This window comes from Streptomyces sp. NPDC001339, from assembly GCF_042895955.1.
GTDB lineage: Bacteria > Actinomycetota > Actinomycetes > Streptomycetales > Streptomycetaceae > Streptomyces.
This window is the reverse complement of sequence record NZ_JBIAWT010000021.1, coordinates 1-20,359: the sequence shown is the minus strand read 5'-3', so window position 1 is coordinate 20,359 and position 20,359 is coordinate 1. Positions and strand designations below refer to the sequence as shown.

22 protein-coding genes and 4 pseudogenes are annotated in these 20,359 nt (G+C 65.2%); 12 read left to right on the top strand and 14 right to left on the bottom strand.

The features are described 5' to 3' along the window. Window positions 1-20: 20 nt before the first annotated feature. From ACFY12_RS34520 to ACFY12_RS34500, 5 genes are all read right to left on the bottom strand, one after another. Complete coding sequence (locus ACFY12_RS34520) at window positions 21-986, bottom strand: hypothetical protein (protein WP_390719938.1); 966 nt, start codon at window positions 984-986, stop codon at window positions 21-23. An 11-nt stretch (window positions 987-997) separates the two neighbouring features. Further along, complete coding sequence (locus ACFY12_RS34515) at window positions 998-1,675, bottom strand: TylF/MycF/NovP-related O-methyltransferase (protein ID WP_390719937.1); 678 nt, start codon at window positions 1,673-1,675, stop codon at window positions 998-1,000. Window positions 1,676-1,794: 119 nt separating this feature from the next. Continuing rightward, window positions 1,795-2,895, bottom strand: coding sequence for a Gfo/Idh/MocA family protein (locus ACFY12_RS34510; RefSeq protein WP_390719936.1), 1,101 nt, complete (start codon window positions 2,893-2,895; stop codon window positions 1,795-1,797). Window positions 2,896-2,915: 20 nt separating this feature from the next. Continuing rightward, complete coding sequence (locus tag ACFY12_RS34505; RefSeq protein ID WP_390719935.1) at window positions 2,916-4,037, bottom strand: DegT/DnrJ/EryC1/StrS family aminotransferase; 1,122 nt, start codon at window positions 4,035-4,037, stop codon at window positions 2,916-2,918. A gap of 1,573 nt (window positions 4,038-5,610) precedes the next feature. Then, on the bottom strand, window positions 5,611-6,060 hold the full coding sequence (locus tag ACFY12_RS34500; RefSeq protein WP_390719934.1) for a DUF523 domain-containing protein: 450 nt from the start codon (window positions 6,058-6,060) through the stop codon (window positions 5,611-5,613). Between the two features lie 344 nt (window positions 6,061-6,404). On the opposite strand from ACFY12_RS34500, the gene ACFY12_RS34495 reads away from it, so the two are divergent. Continuing rightward, window positions 6,405-6,944: a putative immunity protein gene (locus tag ACFY12_RS34495; protein WP_390719933.1), complete on the top strand. Its 540-nt coding sequence runs from the start codon at window positions 6,405-6,407 to the stop codon at window positions 6,942-6,944. A 175-nt stretch (window positions 6,945-7,119) separates the two neighbouring features. Here ACFY12_RS34495 and ACFY12_RS34490 read toward each other — a convergent pair whose 3' ends face one another. Both ACFY12_RS34490 and ACFY12_RS34485 read right to left on the bottom strand, forming a co-directional pair. Beyond that, window positions 7,120-7,626, bottom strand: a complete 507-nt coding sequence (locus ACFY12_RS34490; RefSeq protein WP_390719932.1) for a hypothetical protein — start codon at window positions 7,624-7,626, stop codon at window positions 7,120-7,122. Window positions 7,627-8,150: 524 nt separating this feature from the next. Beyond that, window positions 8,151-9,125: a zinc-binding alcohol dehydrogenase family protein gene (locus ACFY12_RS34485; protein WP_390719931.1), complete on the bottom strand. Its 975-nt coding sequence runs from the start codon at window positions 9,123-9,125 to the stop codon at window positions 8,151-8,153. A 117-nt stretch (window positions 9,126-9,242) separates the two neighbouring features. Between ACFY12_RS34485 and ACFY12_RS34480 the strand changes: the two genes are divergently transcribed. Beyond that, complete coding sequence (locus ACFY12_RS34480; protein WP_390719930.1) at window positions 9,243-9,836, top strand: TetR/AcrR family transcriptional regulator; 594 nt, start codon at window positions 9,243-9,245, stop codon at window positions 9,834-9,836. A gap of 246 nt (window positions 9,837-10,082) precedes the next feature. Here the strand turns inward: ACFY12_RS34480 and ACFY12_RS34475 are convergent. Next, window positions 10,083-10,196, bottom strand: a pseudogene (locus ACFY12_RS34475) (ATP-binding protein); the annotation flags it as partial. 144 nt (window positions 10,197-10,340) lie between these two features. Here ACFY12_RS34475 and ACFY12_RS34470 point away from each other — a divergent pair. The 5 genes from ACFY12_RS34470 to ACFY12_RS34450 all read left to right on the top strand — a co-directional run bounded on the left by ACFY12_RS34470 (window position 10,341) and on the right by ACFY12_RS34450 (window position 12,753). After that, the gene (locus ACFY12_RS34470; protein WP_390719929.1) at window positions 10,341-11,015 is read left to right on the top strand and encodes a hypothetical protein; all 675 of its coding nucleotides are present in this window, start codon (window positions 10,341-10,343) and stop codon (window positions 11,013-11,015) included. A 6-nt stretch (window positions 11,016-11,021) separates the two neighbouring features. After that, window positions 11,022-11,405, top strand: coding sequence for a tyrosine-type recombinase/integrase (locus ACFY12_RS34465; RefSeq protein ID WP_390719928.1), 384 nt, complete (start codon window positions 11,022-11,024; stop codon window positions 11,403-11,405). Next, entirely contained in the window at window positions 11,402-11,716 is a 315-nt protein-coding gene (locus tag ACFY12_RS34460; RefSeq protein WP_390719927.1) for a helix-turn-helix domain-containing protein, read from the top strand. The genes ACFY12_RS34465 and ACFY12_RS34460 overlap by 4 nt, the downstream gene beginning before the upstream one ends. A gap of 239 nt (window positions 11,717-11,955) precedes the next feature. Then, complete coding sequence (locus ACFY12_RS34455; protein WP_390719926.1) at window positions 11,956-12,498, top strand: hypothetical protein; 543 nt, start codon at window positions 11,956-11,958, stop codon at window positions 12,496-12,498. 111 nt (window positions 12,499-12,609) lie between these two features. Continuing rightward, complete coding sequence (locus ACFY12_RS34450; protein ID WP_390719925.1) at window positions 12,610-12,753, top strand: hypothetical protein; 144 nt, start codon at window positions 12,610-12,612, stop codon at window positions 12,751-12,753. Between the two features lie 21 nt (window positions 12,754-12,774). Here ACFY12_RS34450 and ACFY12_RS34445 read toward each other — a convergent pair whose 3' ends face one another. The 4 genes and pseudogenes from ACFY12_RS34445 to ACFY12_RS34430 form a co-directional block, all read right to left on the bottom strand. Beyond that, the gene (locus ACFY12_RS34445; protein ID WP_390719924.1) at window positions 12,775-13,161 is read right to left on the bottom strand and encodes a barstar family protein; all 387 of its coding nucleotides are present in this window, start codon (window positions 13,159-13,161) and stop codon (window positions 12,775-12,777) included. Next, the gene (locus tag ACFY12_RS34440) at window positions 13,091-13,642 is read right to left on the bottom strand and encodes a hypothetical protein (protein ID WP_390719968.1); all 552 of its coding nucleotides are present in this window, start codon (window positions 13,640-13,642) and stop codon (window positions 13,091-13,093) included. Before ACFY12_RS34440 ends, ACFY12_RS34445 begins: the two co-directional genes overlap by 71 nt. 58 nt (window positions 13,643-13,700) lie before the next feature. Continuing rightward, window positions 13,701-14,651: pseudogene (istA, locus tag ACFY12_RS34435) on the bottom strand (IS21 family transposase); the annotation flags it as partial. A gap of 209 nt (window positions 14,652-14,860) precedes the next feature. Further along, on the bottom strand, window positions 14,861-15,247 hold the full coding sequence (locus tag ACFY12_RS34430; RefSeq protein ID WP_390719923.1) for a VOC family protein: 387 nt from the start codon (window positions 15,245-15,247) through the stop codon (window positions 14,861-14,863). Window positions 15,248-15,418: 171 nt separating this feature from the next. Here ACFY12_RS34430 and ACFY12_RS34425 point away from each other — a divergent pair. Beyond that, window positions 15,419-16,000: pseudogene (locus ACFY12_RS34425) on the top strand (Tn3 family transposase); the annotation flags it as partial. 385 nt (window positions 16,001-16,385) lie between these two features. Here the strand turns inward: ACFY12_RS34425 and ACFY12_RS34420 are convergent. Beyond that, entirely contained in the window at window positions 16,386-16,949 is a 564-nt protein-coding gene (locus ACFY12_RS34420) for a GNAT family N-acetyltransferase (RefSeq protein WP_390719922.1), read from the bottom strand. Between the two features lie 150 nt (window positions 16,950-17,099). Between ACFY12_RS34420 and ACFY12_RS34415 the strand changes: the two genes are divergently transcribed. After that, complete coding sequence (locus tag ACFY12_RS34415) at window positions 17,100-17,666, top strand: helix-turn-helix domain-containing protein (protein WP_390719921.1); 567 nt, start codon at window positions 17,100-17,102, stop codon at window positions 17,664-17,666. A 67-nt stretch (window positions 17,667-17,733) separates the two neighbouring features. Continuing rightward, the gene (locus ACFY12_RS34410) at window positions 17,734-18,300 is read left to right on the top strand and encodes a transposase (protein WP_390719920.1); all 567 of its coding nucleotides are present in this window, start codon (window positions 17,734-17,736) and stop codon (window positions 18,298-18,300) included. Here the strand turns inward: ACFY12_RS34410 and ACFY12_RS34405 are convergent. Further along, window positions 18,290-18,874, bottom strand: a complete 585-nt coding sequence (locus tag ACFY12_RS34405; RefSeq protein ID WP_390719919.1) for a DinB family protein — start codon at window positions 18,872-18,874, stop codon at window positions 18,290-18,292. The two genes, ACFY12_RS34410 and ACFY12_RS34405, sit on opposite strands and share 11 nt — an antisense overlap. A gap of 169 nt (window positions 18,875-19,043) precedes the next feature. Between ACFY12_RS34405 and ACFY12_RS34400 the strand changes: the two are divergent. Both ACFY12_RS34400 and ACFY12_RS34395 read left to right on the top strand, forming a co-directional pair. Further along, window positions 19,044-19,106, top strand: a pseudogene (locus tag ACFY12_RS34400) (hypothetical protein); the annotation flags it as partial. Between the two features lie 277 nt (window positions 19,107-19,383). After that, the coding region (locus ACFY12_RS34395) for an asparagine synthetase B family protein (RefSeq protein WP_390719918.1) at window positions 19,384-20,359 on the top strand (976 nt) is incomplete at its 3' end.

Here is a 20,359-nt window from a genome sequence, read left to right as displayed (position 1 = left end):
CTCCAGTGTGGGTTTCACGGTTATGTCGGCTTCGGTTCTTTTCCGTCCTCGTGACGTGTCGTGAAGTAACGGGCCACCTGCTCATGCAGCCGTTTCTTGGGTGTGCCCCATTTCCAGCATCCTCCTCCGGTGAGGGCTATATCGACGCACGGATCGAAATCGTGGTCAGTGAGTATCGAGTAACGCTTTCCGTATCCACGATCGGCGGTTTCCCCGTGCCAAAGGTGCATCAGTTCCCCTTCCACGTATCCGATGCGGCCGTCTATCGCCGAAGACCATTTACGGGCCCACGTCAGAAAGTGGTCGAGCTGCGCGCGGCTTCGTGGGTGGCACCGCGCCGCGGCCTCGATCTCCCCGATCGCGGCCGTGGCGGACTCACGCGTGCCGCCACCCATGATCGACGCATCGTAGAAGCCGTGCTCGAGCAGCAGATCCAAGCGCCCGACCCATGCGTAACCGCAGTGGATCGGGACGGGGTCGTGACCGATTCGCCACGTACGGATCTCTTCCGGAGATAATTCCCGTCTGGCGTACCGAGCGGCGAACGAGGGGCGGGTGGCGACACGAGGTGTTGCCGCCGGCAGGCGAGCGTCCCCTGCGGCCTGCCCTTCGTACGCCGATGAGAAGGGTTGGACGAGAAGTGACTCGTCGAGCTTCGCGAGCGACTGGCCGGCCCAGTCGGGGTTGTGCAGGAGCACGTCGCAGTCCAGCCAGGCCACGGCCTGACATGTTGCCGGAATCGCCTCCAGAGCCACATTGAGGAGCCGTTCCTTCTGCCACATGACATCCCCGCCGTCGAGGTGGATGAGGATGTCGGCGTCGTCACCGTCAAGGTCGAACCGCCCCGTCGTGGAATGTTCAACGGTGACCAGCGGAACCTGCAGATTCTTTCGGAACAGGTGATAGTTATCTCGTCGCGATCGATAGCCGATGGGGTTGAAGTAGCTGGTTATCGCCCACACCGGCGAACCTGCTGTTGATGGCATCAGTTCGTCCCCTACGATGCGGGCTGAGGCGAAGTGGTTGACGGGAGTTGCGGTGTTTCACCAAGAAAGATGAAGGCCTGGTGTTCGTTGTTGCTGAGGAAGCGCTGGAATCGGAGCCCGGGGTTGGCCAGTTGGAACTCCGCGAAGGCCTTTCGCTCACCGCGTTCGGGATCACCGTTGTAGAGGAACCAGTCATCGAACACGATGAGCGTGCCAGGCCGGAGGAAGCTTTTTATGAAGCTGAGGACGGGAACCGTGGAGGCGTACAGGTCACAGTCGATGTATATGACGGCTGCGTGCTGCGGTCCGAGTTTGGCGGCGAGTTCCGGAGTCAGGGTGCTGTCATAGAACCCTTTCACGATCCGGTATTTCTCTTCCGGTATTCTGTGGCGCTTGCACAATCTCCTGAAATCTTCCTCGCTTGTGCACATCTGGCCGCGATACCACAGATCACCGTGCACATCTACGCCTGTGACGTCAGGTAATCCTTCGAAGGAGTCGAAGGCGACGTAGGTGAAGTCATGGAGTGGGCTGAACGCGTCGTAGGCGATGCGAAACGTCCTCGCGCCGTGACAGCCGAACTCGAAGTAGTAACCGCTGGTGATCCCGTTGACTTCACAGTGTCGCGCTGCCGCCAGGAGCGTGTTCCGGCGGAGAGTCCAGATGGACTGCGCGTATGTGTTGCGCACCCAGCGGTTCCGAACCCAGGCCGAAGTGAAGGGGAGACGCAGGACCTTTCGCTCACCCCACAGCTCGAATTTCCGCATATAGCGACGTTCGGCGTGCGAACCCACTCGCATCTCTGTCCTCACTTCGCGTGGACGGCGGTCCAGGTACCGGGCTCAGTCCTGCGGTAGGCCTCGAAGAGCTCGAGAATCTGAAATGCCTGCTCAAGTGAACCGCGGTCCGGAGCGGCGCCGTTCATGATGCACTTGCAGAAGTACACGATCTCGTCGACGTAACCCAGATAGAACAGGTTTTTGTTGTAAAGCTGGCCATACGAGTACTCCGGCTCCCAGCGCAGCGGTGCGTTTTCGGTCGGCACGAGGAAGGAGCCGACGCGGCCGGATTCCCGGGCCGGCGTAGGCCGGTAATATGTCACCGTGGTGCCGTTCTCGATGACGATATTTGCGTTGTTTCCGATCACCTCGGTTCTGTCCACTGGACTTCCGGGCGATGCTCCGGCCGCAAGATGCAGTGCACCCACCGCACCCGAACGGAATCGTATCGCGGTGACACTGGCACCGGTGTTCGCTTCCCATTCGTGGCTTATCCGGTCGATGGGACCCATCAGATGGAAAAGTACAGCTGCTGGGTGAAATATGCAGTCGAGAAACCAGTTCATCGCCACGAGACTGGTGCGCTGCTCGAACGCCGGCATCGAGAGAGGATAGCGGATGAATATCGATGACGGATCTCCGAACTCTGGTGAGGAGATGATTTCTTTCACCCTGCGCATCACCGGAGAGAAGACCATTTTTGTTCCGGTCACCACGATGCGGTTGGCCCGCTGTGACAACTCCGCGAGTTTCGCTACCTCCGCAGTGGAGCTTGCGGTGGGTTTTTCCATCCATACGTGAGCTCCGGTCGACAAGCAGTCGAGCGCCAGGTCCAGTGCTTGGACACGGCCATCCGTGTCGTACGAGGTCACGATGAACACCGCAGTCGGCTTTTCGCGTTCCAGCATCACCCTATGGTCACTGTAGTGCCGAGCGGCACCGAATATACGCGCGTATTGAGCTGCCCGGTCGGCATCGAGATCGCAGACGGCACAGAGGTCGACCGGCGCGTATTGAAATGCCGGATAAATGTTCCTGTAAGAATGCCCGCCGGCACCTATGAACGCACACCGGAGGCGCTTTTCATATTCGAACTGGTACAGGATGCGGGCGGTGTCGGTCTCGGTCACAATCCCCTCCGATCGATTGCTCATCCGGATATCTCGAGCGTCTTGCGGACAGTCGTTACGACATGTTCGACCTCCTGGTCGGTGAGGTAAGGATGTATCGGCAGTGAAATCACTTCTTCGGTGAGCCGTTTCGCCCGCCCAAGGGTGGCCAGTCGGTGCGGGTACTGCTTGATGAATGACAGCTCGTGCAGCACGTAGGGATAATGCACGAGTGTTTCGATATCAGCTGCTCGCAGAGCAGCTGCCAGGTCGTCCCGTCGAGGCGTGCGGATCACATACTTGTGGTATATGTTTTCGCGCAACTCGCCGTGGTGCGGCACACTGCATCGACAATCAGCGAAGGCCGCCGAGTACGTTGCCGCGATCGCACGGCGCCGTCTCAGCCACCGTTCTTCATATGCGAGCTTCACCGCGATGACCGAAGCTGTAAGAGAGGACATCTGGGAGTTGTGGCCGAGGCGGACGAAGTCGCCTCGAGAAAATCCCCATCGCCTGAGTTGCTCAACCTGATCGGCTATGTCAGGATCATCTGTCAGCACCACCCCACCCGTTCCTGGAGCTGGAATCACCTTCATCGGGTCAAAGCTATGACAGCTGACCGCGCCCACTGAGCCGCTGCGCCGTCCGGAAACCGCAGCACCGAATGACTGAGCAGCATCCTCAATAAGAATAATTCCGTGTTCCCGGGTGAATTTCTCTACGGGGTCAGGTGTGGTCATGCGCCCGTAGAGCTGAACGGCGACAAGCGCTTTGGTGCGTTCCCTCAGGGCTTCAGCGGCCAATTCAAGATCGATGGTGTAGTTGTCGTCTATATCGACGAAGACGGGTACCGCGCCAGCCCGAACGATAGCGTCGACAGTTGCGACAAACGATAGATCGGTGACGAGTACCTCGTCGCCTTCGCCGACACCCGAAGCGACAAGCGCGAAATACAGTGCATCGGTTCCGGAATTCACCACCCGTCCGTATCGGCGCCCAGCGAATTCGGCCAGTGTGCGTTCCAGCTGATATACGGGCTCTCCGTTCAGCGGTTGCCCGGAGCGCAATACCGACTCAAGGGCCGCCAGTAGTTCCGGGCCGATTTCGTCGAATTCTCGATCCGCGCCGGAGAACGGCACGTGCAAGGACTTGGTCATCGGCATTCGCTCTCTGTCGAGGAAGTGCCACAACGAAGTGCTCATCCTGGGTCGTACGGATAGTTGTAGCATCAATGCTCTCGCCGTCGTAGAGAAAAATTCGCCACGTCCGAGTTGATGTTTGATCGAGAGAGGAGCCCTACCAGATCGGGCGGTGGTGGCAGATTCCATCCCTTCCCCTCCGGTCATCTCCTGGATACGCTGATCTTGGTACTCTGGTTGTAGTTCGCCGTTCCTGCTCGTCAGAAGTATTTTTGCCGAATGCAGTGATTTGGTTCCCATCATGGCGGGATTTCGTCGGCAGTGCGGTACTCGTGGCGCACTGCCTGCCGGTGGCGGGGCTGGTGGCTTCGGCCAAGAGCATCTCAGTGTTCGGACAGTGTGCGATCGGTAGAGATTCCGCGTTCGGAACAAACTGCTGGCAACGGCGATTTCCTGCCAGGAATGACAGGACCAGGGAAGGCCGCTTCCAGCGGTCCCCTTTTCTGCCGAAGCAGCGGGAGTCGGCCGCCCGGCGGGCGATCGGGTCCCGAGGGCGGGACAGGCGGGGATCGAGGGACGTCCGGTTATCCCTCCTGGCGGACCCGGGGAACCCCGTAGCCCGGGCCGCACTCAAGAAGCTTGCTCGGGCGGCGTCACATCGGTCGGTCGCCGGCGATGTTCCCCGGCTGTCAGTGGAACCGCACCTGGTACTCCGGCGCATGGGCCTGCTGGAACAGAAGGCGCAGCGCGATGAGACCGCCGTCGGAGAACGCCGTGTAGAGGTGTTTCTGTTCGCTGGTGGGGCGTGGGAGGTAGTCGTGGTCGAACAGGGCGCGCTGCTGAGCGCCGGCCTGTCACGTACTCCGGCGGGCCCTGGAGAGGAGTCTCCCCTCGGCCTGGTGATGAGGCCGAACTCGTCGACTGGGGAGAGCGAGCGCTGTGTGCCTCGCCATGGTCGTCAAAGCCGCCGAAGAGTTCCGCAGATGTCTGGCAGGCGGCCGGCGTCGGTCCGTCTCCCGGGACGCCCAGCGAGCCAGAAATCACCCGGGCGGTGACGAGGCGACAGGGGTTCAATCGCTCTGGTGGTGGCTGGTTGCGGTCACTACGGTGCCGCGGGTGGCCAACTCATGCACCGCGCTCTCGCGGCACTACGAGCTCACCATGACCTCGACTGCTTGAAGATGGAGGAGCGGAGATACGCCGGGCCCTCGCCGGTCACGGCGTCTGCGTGCTGAGTGACGCCTACATGGATCCATCGGGTCTGGCCCCTCGCCCGCACTCTGGTCGCGCCGTGCCGCGCCTCGTCCCGACCCGACCCGAACTCCTTCCCTCCGCACCCCGACAGCCTGTACGCCCAGGTCGTCACCGGCGCGATCCCCCGTACGGCAGACGGCACGCCCGGCCCGACATCACCCAGTGGCATACCGACCTGTCCTCACCGTGATCAATCTCGGCGGCACTTTCCGTTCCGCGACTACTCACACCCCGTCCACCGCGCCGACCACGACATCACGCGGACCAACCAACGCCTGCCTGACCCGATGAATCCTCCGTACCTGGCCAGGGCTCGCCCTCCCCCCCCCGCACCGAGATCGCTTCACACCCCAGGTGCGGGCCGCACAGCGATCCCGTTCCGTTCAAGCAGCGCCGCCGTCACCCCGTCTCCTGACACCAGCTCCCCGGCGAACGACCCGTCGTAGACCACACCCCGTCCGCACGACGGACTGCGCGGCATCAACAGCGCCTCCGTGCAGCCTCCATGCCGCGCCGCCGCGAGCGCGCGCCGCGCTCCGTCCACGAACTCGGCTGTCACGTCACGCCCGGTGTCCTCAACGACCCGGGCCGTCCCGTCGAGCACGTCGTGCCCGTCGCCGCCCACCAGCTCCGCGGGCCGCCGAGGCGTCGCGAGCCCGCCCGCCACCTCTGGACAGAAGGAGACGACTTCGCGACCCGCCACTGCCTCCGCGATCTCCGAAGACGCCTTGTGACGCCCGTCGAACCGGCACGGCACCCCGCGCAGACACGCGCTGACCAGGATTGCTTCCATGCTGCCAGGCTAACCACAGCTGTCACTGCGGACCGGTCACCAGTGCCCATGAACGTCCGGATCACCCGGACAGTGCTCATGATTCGCCGACCGCGCTCACGGAGTCCCGGTCCTGCCGGACTGTCTGGGATCCGCAGCTTCACGAGGCACTGGTTTCTGAGTATGCACAGGAATCCGTGCCTCATGAGCAGTGAGGCTGTCGGTGCCCGATGAGCACTGCCACTGTCACCTCTGCGGAGCGAGGCTCGTACTGCACCGGCCGCGACGGCTGCCGACTGCGACGGCTGCCGGCTGCGCCATCTCTGCCTCGTCGTCGGCCACCGTATCGATGGGAGAATCGGGTCATGACGACCGGAGCTGGTGATTTCGAGCTGACCATGGAAGAGCTGCGCGTCGTGGCGCGCTATGTGGTGGAGAGTGCTCAGGAAGTTCTTCCGGTGTTCGAGGGGGCTGTTCCCGGTGATCCTCGGCCTCGCGCAGCCGTTGACGCTGCCTGGGAGTTCGTGAACGGGGCGCGGAGGAGCACGTTGCAACGCGTGACCGCATTGGACGCGCACCGGGCTGCGAAGGAAGCACCCACCGAAACCACACGCCTTGCTGCGCGCGCTGCCGGCGATGCCGCAGCTGCCGCGTACCTGCACCCCCTCGCGAGGGCTACCCAGGTAGGTCACATCCTGCGCGGGGTGGTATGTGCAGCGCGCGTGGCCGAGTTGTGCGCAGGCGATGTACCCGAGGTCGGGGACAAGCTCATCGAGCGGGCTCGGCGACGTGCCACGCCGGTCCTGATCGATGTTCTTGGCCGGTATCCGCTCGCGCCGACAGGCAGGGGCCGCGTTGCCCACCTCATGAGCACCTTGGACGCTTCCCTGCGCGCATCGCGCTGAGCAATCCCGCCTGGAACGTCACCGATGCTCGTGATCATCCGGATGCGCTCGGACAGTGCTCATGATCCGCTGTCATTGCCAGGGTCTGTCCGACGGATCACGGCAGGGTCCTTGAGTCCCGGCAGGCGGGTATATGGGAGGTCCTCGGCCATACGGCCGAGGACCAGGTCCGGGATCAGCCCCGCTGGTAGTGCTCCCAGATCTTGACGGTCGCGTTGTCCTTGATGTCGGCCCGGACTACGACGTCACCGCGTTTGGCGGCCTCCTTGAGCTGGGTGAGGGTGCGCGGTGCGGTGCCGTAGCCCTCCTTGTTGACGGTGAGATGATGGCCGTCGCCTATGTGAAGGGCGCCGAACACCTTCGTCTGCTTGGTGAGGCAGAGCTGGGACACCTCGGTGTGCGGGACGTCTTTGGATCCGTCGATCTTCTCCGTGACGGTCAGTTTCCCCGCCTTGTACTTCAGCACGCCCTCTACAGGGCCGGTGAAGAGGATCTTGCTGCTCTTCCGGCACGCGTCGGCAGAAGATTTCCCGGCGGCCGGTTGTCCTGCGGAACGGCTGGAGGACGGTGATGTCGCGTGACCGGCCGTCGCCGTCAGGCCGACGACGGCGACGGCGGCCAGAGACGTCGAGGCGATACGCCGCACCTGACGGTGTTTCCCGTCGGTGGTGACAGAAGGCATGTCAACTCCTGAAAAAACAGAGGTGGTTCTGCAGGACGGGAGTCAACGTACTTGCCGCGATTGACTTTGTTTGCACAGTCTTGCCTCGGTGGGCCATCACTCCGATCTCGGCCGTGTAACGGGTTCGTCGTCTGTGAGCGGTTGTGGTGGAACGGCCGGCAGCCACGCTCGTCAACGGTCCCTTGGACAGGGCCTGACGGAGTCGCGGATCCTGGAAAGCTGACCGGCGGTTCTCACCGGTCGTGGGTGAGTTTGTGGGGCTCGGTGAACAATCCGGCCGCGTTCAGCAGGACGTCGGATGTCCCCGTGGCTCTGTACGTGACGAAGAACAGTGCACTTGCTGTGGCTGATAGGAAGGTTCCTCCACGAGCGGGTCTGCCCGGGGCATGTTCGAGTGCCGGGGAAACGGTTCCGGGGATACGTGGGAACCCTTGGACTTACCTGATGCCTGCAGGCATGGAGCTGAGCTTGGTAGTCGCTGTTTGTCAGCCGTAACAACGAGCGTTCGTGCCGGGCCGGCCGTCCTACGGGACGACCAGTATGCGGCCCAGCTGTGCACGGCTCTCCAGCAGTCGATGCGCCTCGGCCGTCTCGGCCAGCGGCAGCCGGGCGTGGACCGCTGTGCGTAGCAACCCCTGGGCCGCGTACTCGGTAAGTTCAGCCAGGTCCTTCGCGGCGCGTGCGGCGTCGGCCGCATGCGCGGCCAGGAGGGAGAACCCCATGACGGACCTCAGGGCGAACAGACCGGTGACAGGGATGCTGCCGAGCTCGCCGCTCGCGGCTCCGTAAGTCACCAGCCGTCCGTACGGGGCCAGTACGTCCAGGCTGCGGCTCAGGATGTCACCGCCGGCTGCGTCGAGGACGACGTCCACGCCGCCGGGTGCGACCGTGCGGACCTGCTCCGGCCAGTCCTCATCGGTGTAGTTGACGCCGATGTCGGCGCCGTGAGCGCGAGCGAAGTCCAGCTTGGCAGCTGTGCTGGCTGCGGCGATGACCGTACCCGCACCGAGTACCTTCGCGAGCTGCACGGCCAGGTGGCCGATGGCGCCCGCGGCGGAGTGAACCAGTACGGTCTCGCCGTGCGCCAGCCGCCCGGCACGCAGCACGCCCAGAGCCACCGGTGCCACCATCGGCAGTGCGCTGGCCGTGCCCGCGTCGAGCCCGTCAGGTACCGGGACGAGCCCTCGCGCGTCCGCGAGGATGAGGTCGCAGAACGCGTCCTCGGAGGCCGTGGCGGCCCGCTGCCCGATCAGGGACGGATCCGTGTCCGGCCCGACCGCCTCGACCGTGCCCACCACATCGCCGGTGAGGGGCCTCGGTAAGGGCCGCGGATAGAGCTCGGTCTGAGCCATGCCGCGCCGGAGCTGGGTGTCCACGAAGTTGGCGCCGATCGCCTCGGCCCGGATGAGCACCTGCCCCGCCTCTGGGACGGGAACGGGGACTTCTTCCAGGCTGAGGACCTCGGGGCCACCGTGGGAGTGGTAGCGGATTCGTCGCATGGCAGATCTCCTTGAACACGATGGCGCCCTAAACTGGACTGGCGGTCCAATTCAACCGTACTGGACCGTCGGTCCAGTTGTCTACGGATCGTGGTCCTGGATGAGGAGAGAGACCTGATGGCGGAAGTCCGTCGTGAACGCGCCGACGCGGCACGCAATCGGCACGCGATCCTGAAGGCCACCGAGCGCCTCCTCTCCGAACACCCTCCGGAGCAGGTCTCGATGGAGCGCATCGCTGCCGCGGCCGGGGTCGGGAAGGGCACAGTGTTCCACCGCTTCGGCAGCCGCGCGGGCCTGATGCGAGAGCTGATGCTGGAGCGAGCCCACGCCCTGCGCGAATCGGTCACGGACGGCCCCCCGCCGCTGGGCCCGGGAGCCCCGCCCGGGCAGCGACTGCTGGCCTTCCTCGACGCGGTCGTGGACATGGTCGGCCGTAACAAGGGCCTCCTGGCCGCTCTCGGCCAGGAGGCGACAGCCTCCCGCGACACACAGGAGGACTCACGCGAACAGCACTCGGTCTACGGGTTCTGGCACGGCCACATCAGCGCGCTGATCATCCAGGAACGCCCTGACCTGGACGCCGAGTTGCTGGCCCATGTCCTGCTTGGCGCTCTGCAGAACGGACCGATCGTGCACCTGCTGGGGCAGGGAGAGGCTCAACGGCTTGCGGCGTCGCTGCGGCTGCTGGTCACCGGCATGTTGGAGGCGTAACGGCTCGCTGGGGGCAGTGCCGCCTCACGGTCGAAGACCGGCCATCTCCCACTCGGATGTCACTCATGCCCGTGTCAGCAGGCATCACCTGTTAATGCCGCTGTCCCGGGCTCCTCGAAGCCCTGGGCCAGGACACCTTGTTGAGCATCGAACCGATGAGGGCCGAGGACCGGAAGCGGCATCAGCCACCGCGCCACCCCCGCCCCGACTCAGCCAGCCTTGGCGGGTTCCTCGGCCCGCTGCCCGCGTGGACGCGAGGCGGTAGGAGTCGGTGCCGGTCTCGATGATGGTGCCGTTGTAGGTCAGCCGGTCGACGATGGCCGTGCAGAGCCGAGGGTCCGTGAACGTCTTTGTCCAGCCGTCTGGGGCTGACACTTGTTCCCTCACAGGAGTTGCCGCTGCCACCTGGCCGTATCTTCCTCCTGGGTCCTCGTTGATTCTCGCGGTGACGCCACGGTTTTGAAGGTGTCACCTTGACCGTTCAGGTGCGAGGAAGGTGTGCCGGTGGCCGAGGCGAGACTGCAGGTCATCGCGGGCGGGGCCGTCCCGCAGGAGCCGCTGGCGACGGATCCGTGGCAGTTCCAGACCGCGTGCGTCGACGCATTCGTTGCCTCGTGGCGGGCCCGCGGGTTCAGTCCAGTGACCATCGACAACGACATCGGACAGCTGGAGCGGCCCCTCAAAGCCCTGGGCCGGCCCGCGTGGGAGGTGACGCCCGAGGACATCGACCGCGTGGTCGGCAACCTCGCGCTCCAGGGCCGCAAGACGTCCACCCGGCGCGAGTATGTGCAGATCTTCAAGGGCTTCCACCGGTTCCTGCAGGCCCGCAAGGCGGCCGAGATCGAGGCCGTGCTCGGCGTCCGGCTGGTTTGCCCGATCGACGAGTTCAACGCCTGCCGTCACGTCGGCGACGATTCCCCGGCCCTGCTGCCGCCGCCGACGCCGGAGCGGGTGAGTGAGTTCTTCGACTTCATGAAGCAGCGGATCGCGACCGCGAGGAAGTACGGCCCGGCCGCACGGGACTACGCGATGTTCCGGACGCTGTATCACGCCGGCCTCCGCTCCGAGGAGGCATCGCTGCTGGAGAAGCCGGACCTGCACTTTTCCCGCGGCCCATTCGGCAAACTCCACGTCCGCTTCGGAAAGGGCGCCCATACTTCTGGGCCGCGGCCGCGATAGGTGCCCATGCTGGATGGCCTCGACCTGGTGCTGCGATGGTTCCTGGAGGACGTGCGGCCCAAGTTTCCCGACTCGCCGGTGCTGTTCGCCGACGAGTCCGGCGGCCCCCTGCATCGCGGGACCATCCGCAACCGCCTGCGCTATCTGATGGAACTCGAAGGCCGCCCGGCGGCCGACTGGTTCAGCCCGCATGCCCTGAGAAGAGCATGCGCGACCCACAACTACGAACGCGGCGTCGATCTCGTGGCGATCCAGCAGATGCTCGGTCACTGGACGGTCAGCTCGACAATGCGATATGTCCGGCCGTCGGCGACGTTCATCAAGGACGCCTATCAGCGTGCGGTCTCCAGCACTCTGGCCGAGCTGAGCGGGAAGGACACCACGGCGTGAAGATCCAATGGGGGCTGCGGATGGCCGCCGCCGAGCGCGAGGTGTGGACCGGCACCGAACTGCGGCGACTGCTGGCCGAGAAGGCCGGCCTGGAGCTGTCCTCGGCGTCGGTGTGCGCCCTGTCCGCCAAGGAACCCTCGCAGGTGAAGATGACCACGCTGGCCGCGTTGTGCACCGCGCTGGAGTGCACCCCCAACGACTTGATCGAGGTCGACACCACCCCCGTCGAGAGGCCGATCGCACCCCCTCGCCCGGTCGCCGACCTGCCGCAGGCCGCCTCGGCCCGGGGCCGGTCGATGCCGCCCCTGTGACGGTGGGCCACGATGGGCAAGAAACAACGGGACTGCGTCACTTGCGGTGCCCTCGTGGGATATCTCGACCGACTCCACTGCTGGCTGTGCTGGCGCCGGATGAAGGAACAGGCGGCCAAGGCGCCGTGTCCCTCGTGCGGACGCGACCGAGTCCTGCAGAGCGACACAGGTCGCTGCACGATCTGCTCGCCTGTCTGCGAACAGTGCGGACATCCGGTCAGGTCACCGCAGAACAAGCTGTGCCGCGAGTGTCGGCGCAGGCCGGGCAGCTGGCCGGCCAGCGGACCTGTCCGCGCTGCGGCAAGCTGGGCTTTCTGCGCGAGACGACCGGCGAGCAGGGCAAGGACGACTGGTCGCTCGTCGACGTCCACGACATCGAAGCCTTCCTCACGACACTGCCCAAGGCTCGAAAACGACGGCTGACCGTGCTGCGGCAGTTCTTCCGCTTCGCGCGGTTCCACAAGCTGGCGCTGATCGATCCGACCCACGGCCTGGTCGCCCAGCAGACCAACGGCTTCCGCGACAACACCCTCACCCTCGACCAGCAGCGTCACCTCTTTCGCAGATGGGTCACCGGCGAGCACGTCCACCCGCACGAGGCACTGGTGGGAATGCTCGCCCTGCTTCACGGGGCATCCAGCTCGGAGGCCCGCCTGCTGCAGATCAGCGACGTGGACCGCGTCACCCAGACGGTCAGGCTCGGCAAGCGCCCTCATCCCGTTCCACTGGACCCCGCCTCCTGGACGGTGCTGCAACGGTGCCTGAACCACCGTGGGGCATGACGGACCAACAACCCGCATGTCATAGTCACCAAAGGAACAAAGGCCGGGCGAAGCCCGGCCTCAACCGCCTATCTCTCCCACGTCCTTGACGACCGCGGTTTCCCACCCCGGATGATCCGCAGCACCCGCCTCGTCGACCTCGTGAACACCATGGACCCCAAGCTCGTCGCAGCCGCCTTCGGCATGGATCCGCAAGCTGTCTTGATCTATCTCGGCGATCACGTCGACGAAGGCCGACTGCCGGGCAGGGAGTGAAAAGCCCAGCATCCATCGTGACTACCGAAGGCAGAGAACTCCGGGAGCCCGGTCCTCGAAGATCTCGAGCAGCCAGTCAAAGACCGTCGTTCCGCGCTTCTCACGCGCGTCGGCCAGTTCGGCACTGAAAGCAGGGCGGTTCGTGGGGTGGCAGCGAGAGAGGAGGATCTCCAGCTGGCGAGCCGTCTCCGCATAGCCCAGATGCTCGCGAGACACCTGGTGATCCCGCCACTCAACCTCGTAGTCATCGTCGTCTGGAGTCCCGAAACCACCGCTGAGGCAGTCGGCGAAGGCATCGAGGTTCTTGCCGAAGTAGCCGTCGGGACCGTTGATCGCTTCACCGATGACTCGCCAGAAGTCCTCGAGTGTCCTGATCTGGGCGCCTTCCAGTACATATTTCGCTGTCACAACCTGCAGGATACGTGCGGCTTCCCGACATGCTCTCTGATCTTGAACCTGTGCTGTTCAGGCGCTGCCTCGCACGGGTTCGCCGGAACATGTGCGCTTTGCTGGGCGCCCTGTTGCTCGTGATGATCAAGGACCGGCCTTGCCGTTCGCTGACCAGCTCGTAGAAGTCGTCGGCCTGGGCTGCGGTGAGCTGGCGCAGGGCAAAGCCCGAAGGGCGGCACCACACCGGCGTGCGCATCTGGAAGGTGATCTTCTCCGGCGGGCAGTCGTTCTTGTCCGTGCGTTTGCCCTGGTCCAGGGAAGCGTGGGTCTTGACCAGATCGCCGTCGCGGAAGACCTGGACCAAGGTGGCCGTGGAGCGGACATCCACGCGTCGGCCGATGAGCTTCCAGGGCACCGAGTAGTAGGGTGCGGCCGACTTTGATGTGGATGTCCGGGCCGACGGTCGCGGTCGACCAGCGGGCCGGCACGAACGGCGCATCCGGCAGTGGCAGCAGGGCCTTGGCCTCGACGGCCTGGAAGACCGACAGCGGGCTGGCGCCACCCAGCGGCCGGCACTTCCGTTTTCCGGCGACGGTTCTGGCCCAGGTGAGGGCCTCGGCCCGCATGTGGTCGAGGGAGGTGAACTGGCGCCCGTTCCAAAATGAGTCGCGGATGTAGGGCATGGGTCGCTCGCCCCGCGGTTTGTCCTTCGGATGCAGGGATCTGGCTGGGTCGGCCAATGTCCCGTAGTAGGTGGCGAGTTCGGCGTACGCCTTGTTGATTTTCGGGTCGTAGAGGTCGGGCTTGTCCACGGCCGTTCGCAGGTTGTCCGGCACCAGCCTGCGCGGGACCCCGCCGAAGAAGCGGAAGGCTTCGGCCCATGCGCGTTGGTCCATGTGCAGCACGGGCCGCACGAACATGCGCCGTGAACAGGGCAGCGCCATCACAAACGTCCAGACTCGGTGCCGTTTTCCGGTGCCGGGGTTGATCCACTGGCCCATGAACCCGTAGTCGACCTGGGCTTCGGAGCCTGGCTCCACGTCGTCCCGCAGCACGGTGACCTGCGGCTTGTTCGTTTCGTCCGGCAGGTTCGCGTGCACCCAGCGGCGGAAGGCCGTCAGGGATGCCTTCAGCTTGTGCTCGTCCCGAAGTCGTTGGTGGATCGTGGTGACCGTGGTCGTCGGCAGCAGGCTCTTGACGTATTCGCGGTGCTGCTCGATCTCCGGCCAGGTCAGCTGGTTCGGGCGCCGTGAGGCAAGCTCTGGCAACCAGCTCTTGATCAGCTTGGCCCAGTCCTCTTCGGTCATCGGCGGCCCGCCCGGGTTGATCCCGGCCTCTTCCGCCGGCCGCAGATCCTTCCTGATCGTCTTGCGATCCAACCCCAGCGAGGCTCCGACCTGGCTCTTCGACCGGCCCGCGTACCAATGGATGTAGATTTCGGTGATGTCGACCACGGCGAACTTTCTCCTTGCCGTCCGGTGTGTCCGTCGACCCTCGGCCCGTGGCATCGAGGGGCACGAGCGGCTCCGATATGGCCAGGACCCTCAACCGGACACCGGCATTCCCATGGGAACCAGGAGGAACCAGGGCGCAGCGGTGCTTGATCCTCAAACCACCTGAAACGGGAACGTTGGTGAACGAGCACTGACCGGCCTTCGGCCGGTCAGTGCAGGCAGACAGCGGGGATTGCCCGCATGGTGGACGGCTTGCAGTTTGCTCAGACCAGGGTGGAGATGCAAAACGGGTGGCCTGCGGGATCCAGCAGGACCCGCCACCGGTCGGGGGCCGGCTGGTATTCGGGCTTGACGGCCCCCAGAGCGAGCAGGCGAGCCTCAGCGGCGTCCAAGTCGTCGACGCCGAGTTCTATATGGGCCTGCTTTCCCTGGGAAGGGTCCGGCCAGGTGGGACGGCGATAGTCGGCGAGCCGGTTGAAGCCCAGTCCCGCCGCACCGTCTTGACCGAGCAGAACGAAGTCATCGGTGGAGAAGACGACCGGCAGGCCGAGGGCGTCTCCGTAGAAGCGGGCCAGTTCGGCGGGGTCGGGGCAGTCGAACGTGACAGCTGAGTAGCGGAACGTGGAGGCTGACGTGGCTTCATCTTTCATGGGCCGGACGCTACTAGGGAAATAGGACAGACTGAGTCCTAAGTCTGTGGGTGCGATCGGCGTGCTCGCTCACCTGTTGACCGCCGTCCCCATGGGGAATTACCCCGACACCGAGGTGGGGAATTACGCCGACACAGTCACGCGGTTCGTGGGGAATTACGCCGTCGTCCACACAAGGTGATCACGCATCGGCCGGACGTGCTGAAGGTCGCCGGTTCCCTGGTCACCAACCAGGTCCGTGCCTACGACTGCTGCGCATGTTCGGACGTGAGGGGCGCCCGACTCCGCTGGGTGCGGCGTTCGCGGAGTACGGGCGGATCGCCAAGACCGAGCATCTGCTGTGCGGGGTCGACCCGGTCGACGGCACCTACCGGAGGCAGATGAACCGGCAGTTCACCGTCCAGGACTCCCGCCGCAAGCTGGCCCGGGACGTGTGTGCCACGGCAAGCGCGGCACTATCCGCCAGGCGTACCGGGACGGCATGGAGGGCCAGTTCGGCTCGCTCGGCCTGGTCCTCAACGCCATCGCGCTCTGGACGACCCGTTACATCGACGCTGCCGTCGCCCAGCTCCGGGCCGGGAGCCACGAGATCCGCGCGGAGGACATCACCCGGCTCTGCCCACTCAAGCACCGCAACCTGAACCTGCTCGGCCGCTACAGCTCACCGCCTCGACCCTGGCCGCCGGCGCCCTGCGCCCGCTGCGCGACCTGGACGCGCCCGAGCTGGACGAGGACGACGAAGGCGTGGACTGAACGCCCACATCGGGTGACGCGGGCATATCAGGTGGCCGGGTGTTCGGAAATCGCAAGCGCCGGTAGGGGAGCTGATGTCAGGCTGCCTGGTATGTCTAACTAAGTGGTCAACGCTCGAACTCCTTCGGGGTTGGCCCCGGAGCAGGACTTGTGGTGAGACCGGTGCGGGTGTCTTGGTTGCAGAGCGAGGCTGCTGCCTGGGGACGGCCGTCGTGTCAGCGCCGCCGCTATTGCTGCCGGTCCCAGTCGCTGATTGCCCAGTAAGGGGCGTCGTTGACGGCAGCCAACAGTCCGTGGCGGGCCTCGGGTTCAACCTGGTACGGCTCCTGCCGTCCACCTGCCGGTTCCGGTGGGCGTGGATGCGGAACGGTCGTTCACGCCGTGGCTACTGCTGCTTCCACTGCTCCTTGGTGATCTCGTACCGTACGCCTCCATGCTCGGAGCCCTCGATCATCTCCATGTCGGAGGGGGTGGGGATGGTGTCCGCGAGCGTCATTTCGAGCTTCTCCATGATGTTGCGCGAACCGTGGTTCACGGACATCGTCGCAGCCCAGACCATGCGCACACCGAGCTCTGTGAACGCCTTGCCCAGCAGGGCCCGCGAGCCCTCGGTGGCATAACCCTTGCCCCAAGCCGCCTGACGCAGCCGGTAGCCGAGTTCGGCTTCGTCCAGCGGGCCTTCCGGCTCGGGACGCAGGTGGAACCAGCCGATGAACGCGCCGCTGTCCTTCTCGTGTGCGGCGAATAGTCCGAGGTCGCCGCCCCACTTCTCGTAGCCGGCGAGGATTTTCGGCAGGTCGCGCTCGCGGACGAGCTCCGGCGCGGTCGGATTGCCGCCGGTCAGGTAGCGCATCACCGCCGGGTCGCTGTCCAGCTCGATCAGCAGGTCCGCGTCATCGGCAGTGAAGCGGCGCAGGGCCAGGCGCTCGGTCTCCAGGTAGGTGTCCACGAGTCGATCATGCCTGAGGCAAGTCGGGCGGCCCAACGGTTTTCCTCGGCAACTCGGGGGCTCTGCCCTGACGTCGCAGGATATAGAGACGGGTACGCCCTGGTGCCGGCCCGTTCCCCGTTGCCTCGAAGAATCGGTCGCTTTCCTCCCATGCCCCTCGCCTCCGCCGTGCCCGTCATGCTGACCGCCTCTGAACGCCACTGGCTGAAAAAGATGGCCTACGGCCACAAGACCCCGCATCAGGCCCGGCAGCGGGCAACCATCGTGCTCTTGGCTACCCGAGGGCGTCCCAACGCCCGAATAGCCATGCAGACGCGGCTGCACGTGGACACGGTGCGCACCTGGCGGGGCCGCTTCGCTGCCGGAGGACTGCCTGTCCCGGCTGACCGCAAGCGGTCGGGCCGGCCGGTCTCGTTCACTGCGCTGCAGGTTGCCGAGGTCAAGGCGCTGGCCTGTCAGTTACCCGCCGGGACCGGCGCGCCGCTGTCGCGCTGGTCGTGTCCGGAGCTGGCCCGGGAGGTGGTCGCCCAGTCCATCGCCGGGTCGATCTCCACTTCCGCTGTGTGGCGCTGGCTCAGGCAGGACGCGCTCAAGCCCTGGCAGTACCGGTCCTGGATCTTCGTGCGCGGCCTGCCTTCCGGCCCAAGGCCGCACGCGTGCTGGATCTGTACGCCCGCACCTTCGATGACGTTCCGCTGGGCGAGGACGAGTACGTGATCTCTGCGGATGACAAGACTTCCCTCCAAGCGCGTTGCCGCTGCCACCCGACACTGGTACCCGGGCCATGCGCGTGAACCACGAATACGACCGCGGTGGCGCGGTGGCCTACCTGGCCGCCTACGACGTCCATCGCGCCCGTGTCTTTGGCCGCTGCGAACCCACAACGGGCATCAGGCCTTTTATGAACCTGGTCACCCAGGTCATGACCACCGAGCCCTACCCCAGTGCCAGACGCGTCTTCTGGATCGTCGACAACGGCTCCTCCCACCGAGGGAAGAAGGCCACAGATCGCCTGACCAGGGCGTTTCCTCACGCGGTCGTGGTTCACACCCCGGTGCACGCCTCCTGGACGAACCAGATCGAGGTCTTCTTCTCCATCGTCTCTCCAGCGCAAGGTCGTCTCACCCAACGACTTCACGGACCTCAGCGAAGTCCGGGACCGGCTCCGAGCCTTCGAAGACCGCTACAACGCCACGGCACAGCCATTCCCGTGGAGGTTTACCACCTCCGACTTGAACGATCTGCTGACCAGGCTCGACCGACACACACTCGATCGGCAGGAAGAATCCTCCGCCCGTCTCACCGCACGATCACCCCCGAAGGACTTCGAGCGCCGACCACTAAGCCTTGATTGGTGCGGCCGACCTGGCGGCCTGCTCGATCTTCGCGCAGTGGGCTGCACGGGCTTCCTCGTCGATCTGCTTCTCGTGTTCGGCGCGCAGCCCGGTTCGGCCGTCGAGGCTCTCGCGCAGGATGTCGGCGTGTCCGGCGTGCCGGATGGTTTCGCCGAGGACATGGATGATGATGGCGAACAGGTTTGTGTCGGCATGAGGTTCCGGCCACCACGGCACGTGGCCGGGGGCGTCGAGGGGAAGCTCGTTGATCGTCGTGTCCGAGTGTTCCCACGTGCGCCGGTAGAACGCGATGATCTGATCGCGGGTCTCGTCCTCGGTCGCCCACAGATCGCTGCCGTTGGAGTCCTGCCACCGGGGCAGCGGTTCCGGGGAAGGGCGGTCGAAGACCTCGCCGAAGTACCTGGCTTCGACGGTGGCCAGGTGTTTGACCAGGCCGAGGAGGTTGGTCCCGGTCGCTGTCAAAGGTCGGCGGGCGTCGTATTCGGACAAGCCGTCGAGTTTCCAGAGCAGCGCCTTGCGGTCCTGTCGCAGTCTCCCGTGCAGGTTGTTTTTCGCGAATTCATCGATCATGCGGTATGAGCCTGCCATGGGCTGCTCGTGGTCTCAAGATCCGGTACGTGGTCCGCAACGACTGGCAGAGCCGAGGCCTGGCCATGGCCGCCGTTGTTGACGCTCACGGACAGCACTGCCTCGGGGCGAAGAGCGGGCGCCGCCGCCGATTGTCGTGCACCGTTCGACGATGCGGGTTATCGACGGAATGCACCGACTGAGGGTGGCACTGATACGGGGCTGTTCAAAGATCGCGGTCCGCTTCTTCGAGGGTTCCGAGGCCGATGCCTTCGTACTGGCCGTGGAGTCGAACGTCGGGCACGGACTGCCGCTGACGCTGGCCGAGCGGACGGCTGCTGCCGCGCGCATCGTCCTGCCCCACCCCCAGTGGTCGGACCGCGCCATCGCTTCGACGACCGGCCTGTCGGCCACAACCCCCTGGGGCATATCTTCCGTACCCGTTCCGACACCGAGGTCGTCCTCCACGCCTACTGGAGTGGGGCGACGCCTTCGTCGGCCGGCTCAACGGCATGTGCGCCTTCGCCGTCTGGGACCAGCGCCACGAGCGCCTGCTGCTGGTACGAGACCGCTTGGGCATCAAGCCGCTCTACTACTACTCGCTGGACGGGGGAGTGGTCTTCGGGTCGGAGCCCAAGGCGGTCCTGGCCAATCCCAAGATCTACGCCGGCGTCGACCGGACCGGCCTGGCCGAACTGCTGATCTTCCCCGGCCCACGGACCACTGGGGAGGGCATCTGCTGCGGAATGCGCGAGCTGCGGCCGGGCCACGTCTTCGAACTCACCCGCGAAGGCGGCGTCGAGCGGCGCTGCTGGCAGTTGGCCAGCGCTCCGCACACCGGCACCGGGCAGGAGACCATCTGCACCGTCCGGGAATATCTGGACGACATCACTGCACGCCGGCTCATCTCCGATGTCCCGCTGTGCTCCCTGCTGTCCGGCGGGGTCGACTCCAGTGCCATGACCGCCCTGGCGGCCAAGAACCTGTGTGCCTCCACTGGTCAGACCCGGGACAGTTTCGCTGTCGACTTCGTCGACAGTGACAAGATCACCAGCAGCAGTACCCCGGAAGTCACCTGGTGGTCATCCCTCGACGCACCCTTCGCGCGCGAGGTCGCCGACCACGTGCAGTGCCATCACACTCCCATCGTGCTGAGCAATGACCTGCTCATCGAATACGAGGACATCGGTCTGCACGCCCGCGACCTGCCCGGCTGGGGAGATTTCGACACCTCCCTGTACCTGCTGTTCAAGGGTGTACGGGAACGTTCCGCTGTCGCCCTGTCGGGAGAGTCGGCCGACGAGGTGTTCGGCGGCTGCTACTACTTCCAGGGCCCCCAGGCCCTGCACCACGGCGGGTTCCCCTGGCTGCGCGAGGGCATGGCCTTCGCCGAGGCGTATGTCGGTGTCGCTGTGGAACCGGGTGTGGACGAGTTCCGTGCCGGTCGTCCCGCATGCGGGGCACGTGCCGTTGCGTGTGCCGCGCAGC

Coding starts and splice junctions, on each gene's coding strand:
- ACFY12_RS34520 (WP_390719938.1), bottom strand. CDS start 986: ATGCCATCAACAGCAGGTTCGCCGGTGTGGGCGATAACCAGCTACTTC.
- ACFY12_RS34505 (WP_390719935.1), bottom strand. CDS start 4,037: ATGCCGATGACCAAGTCCTTGCACGTGCCGTTCTCCGGCGCGGATCGA.
- ACFY12_RS34500 (WP_390719934.1), bottom strand. CDS start 6,060: ATGGAAGCAATCCTGGTCAGCGCGTGTCTGCGCGGGGTGCCGTGCCGG.
- ACFY12_RS34495 (WP_390719933.1), top strand. CDS start 6,405: ATGACGACCGGAGCTGGTGATTTCGAGCTGACCATGGAAGAGCTGCGC.
- ACFY12_RS34490 (WP_390719932.1), bottom strand. CDS start 7,626: ATGCCTTCTGTCACCACCGACGGGAAACACCGTCAGGTGCGGCGTATC.
- ACFY12_RS34485 (WP_390719931.1), bottom strand. CDS start 9,125: ATGCGACGAATCCGCTACCACTCCCACGGTGGCCCCGAGGTCCTCAGC.
- ACFY12_RS34480 (WP_390719930.1), top strand. CDS start 9,243: ATGGCGGAAGTCCGTCGTGAACGCGCCGACGCGGCACGCAATCGGCAC.
- ACFY12_RS34465 (WP_390719928.1), top strand. CDS start 11,022: ATGCTGGATGGCCTCGACCTGGTGCTGCGATGGTTCCTGGAGGACGTG.
- ACFY12_RS34450 (WP_390719925.1), top strand. CDS start 12,610: ATGATCCGCAGCACCCGCCTCGTCGACCTCGTGAACACCATGGACCCC.
- ACFY12_RS34440 (WP_390719968.1), bottom strand. CDS start 13,642: ATGCGCCGTTCGTGCCGGCCCGCTGGTCGACCGCGACCGTCGGCCCGG.
- ACFY12_RS34430 (WP_390719923.1), bottom strand. CDS start 15,247: ATGAAAGATGAAGCCACGTCAGCCTCCACGTTCCGCTACTCAGCTGTC.
- ACFY12_RS34415 (WP_390719921.1), top strand. CDS start 17,100: ATGCCCCTCGCCTCCGCCGTGCCCGTCATGCTGACCGCCTCTGAACGC.
- ACFY12_RS34410 (WP_390719920.1), top strand. CDS start 17,734: ATGCGCGTGAACCACGAATACGACCGCGGTGGCGCGGTGGCCTACCTG.
- ACFY12_RS34405 (WP_390719919.1), bottom strand. CDS start 18,874: ATGATCGATGAATTCGCGAAAAACAACCTGCACGGGAGACTGCGACAG.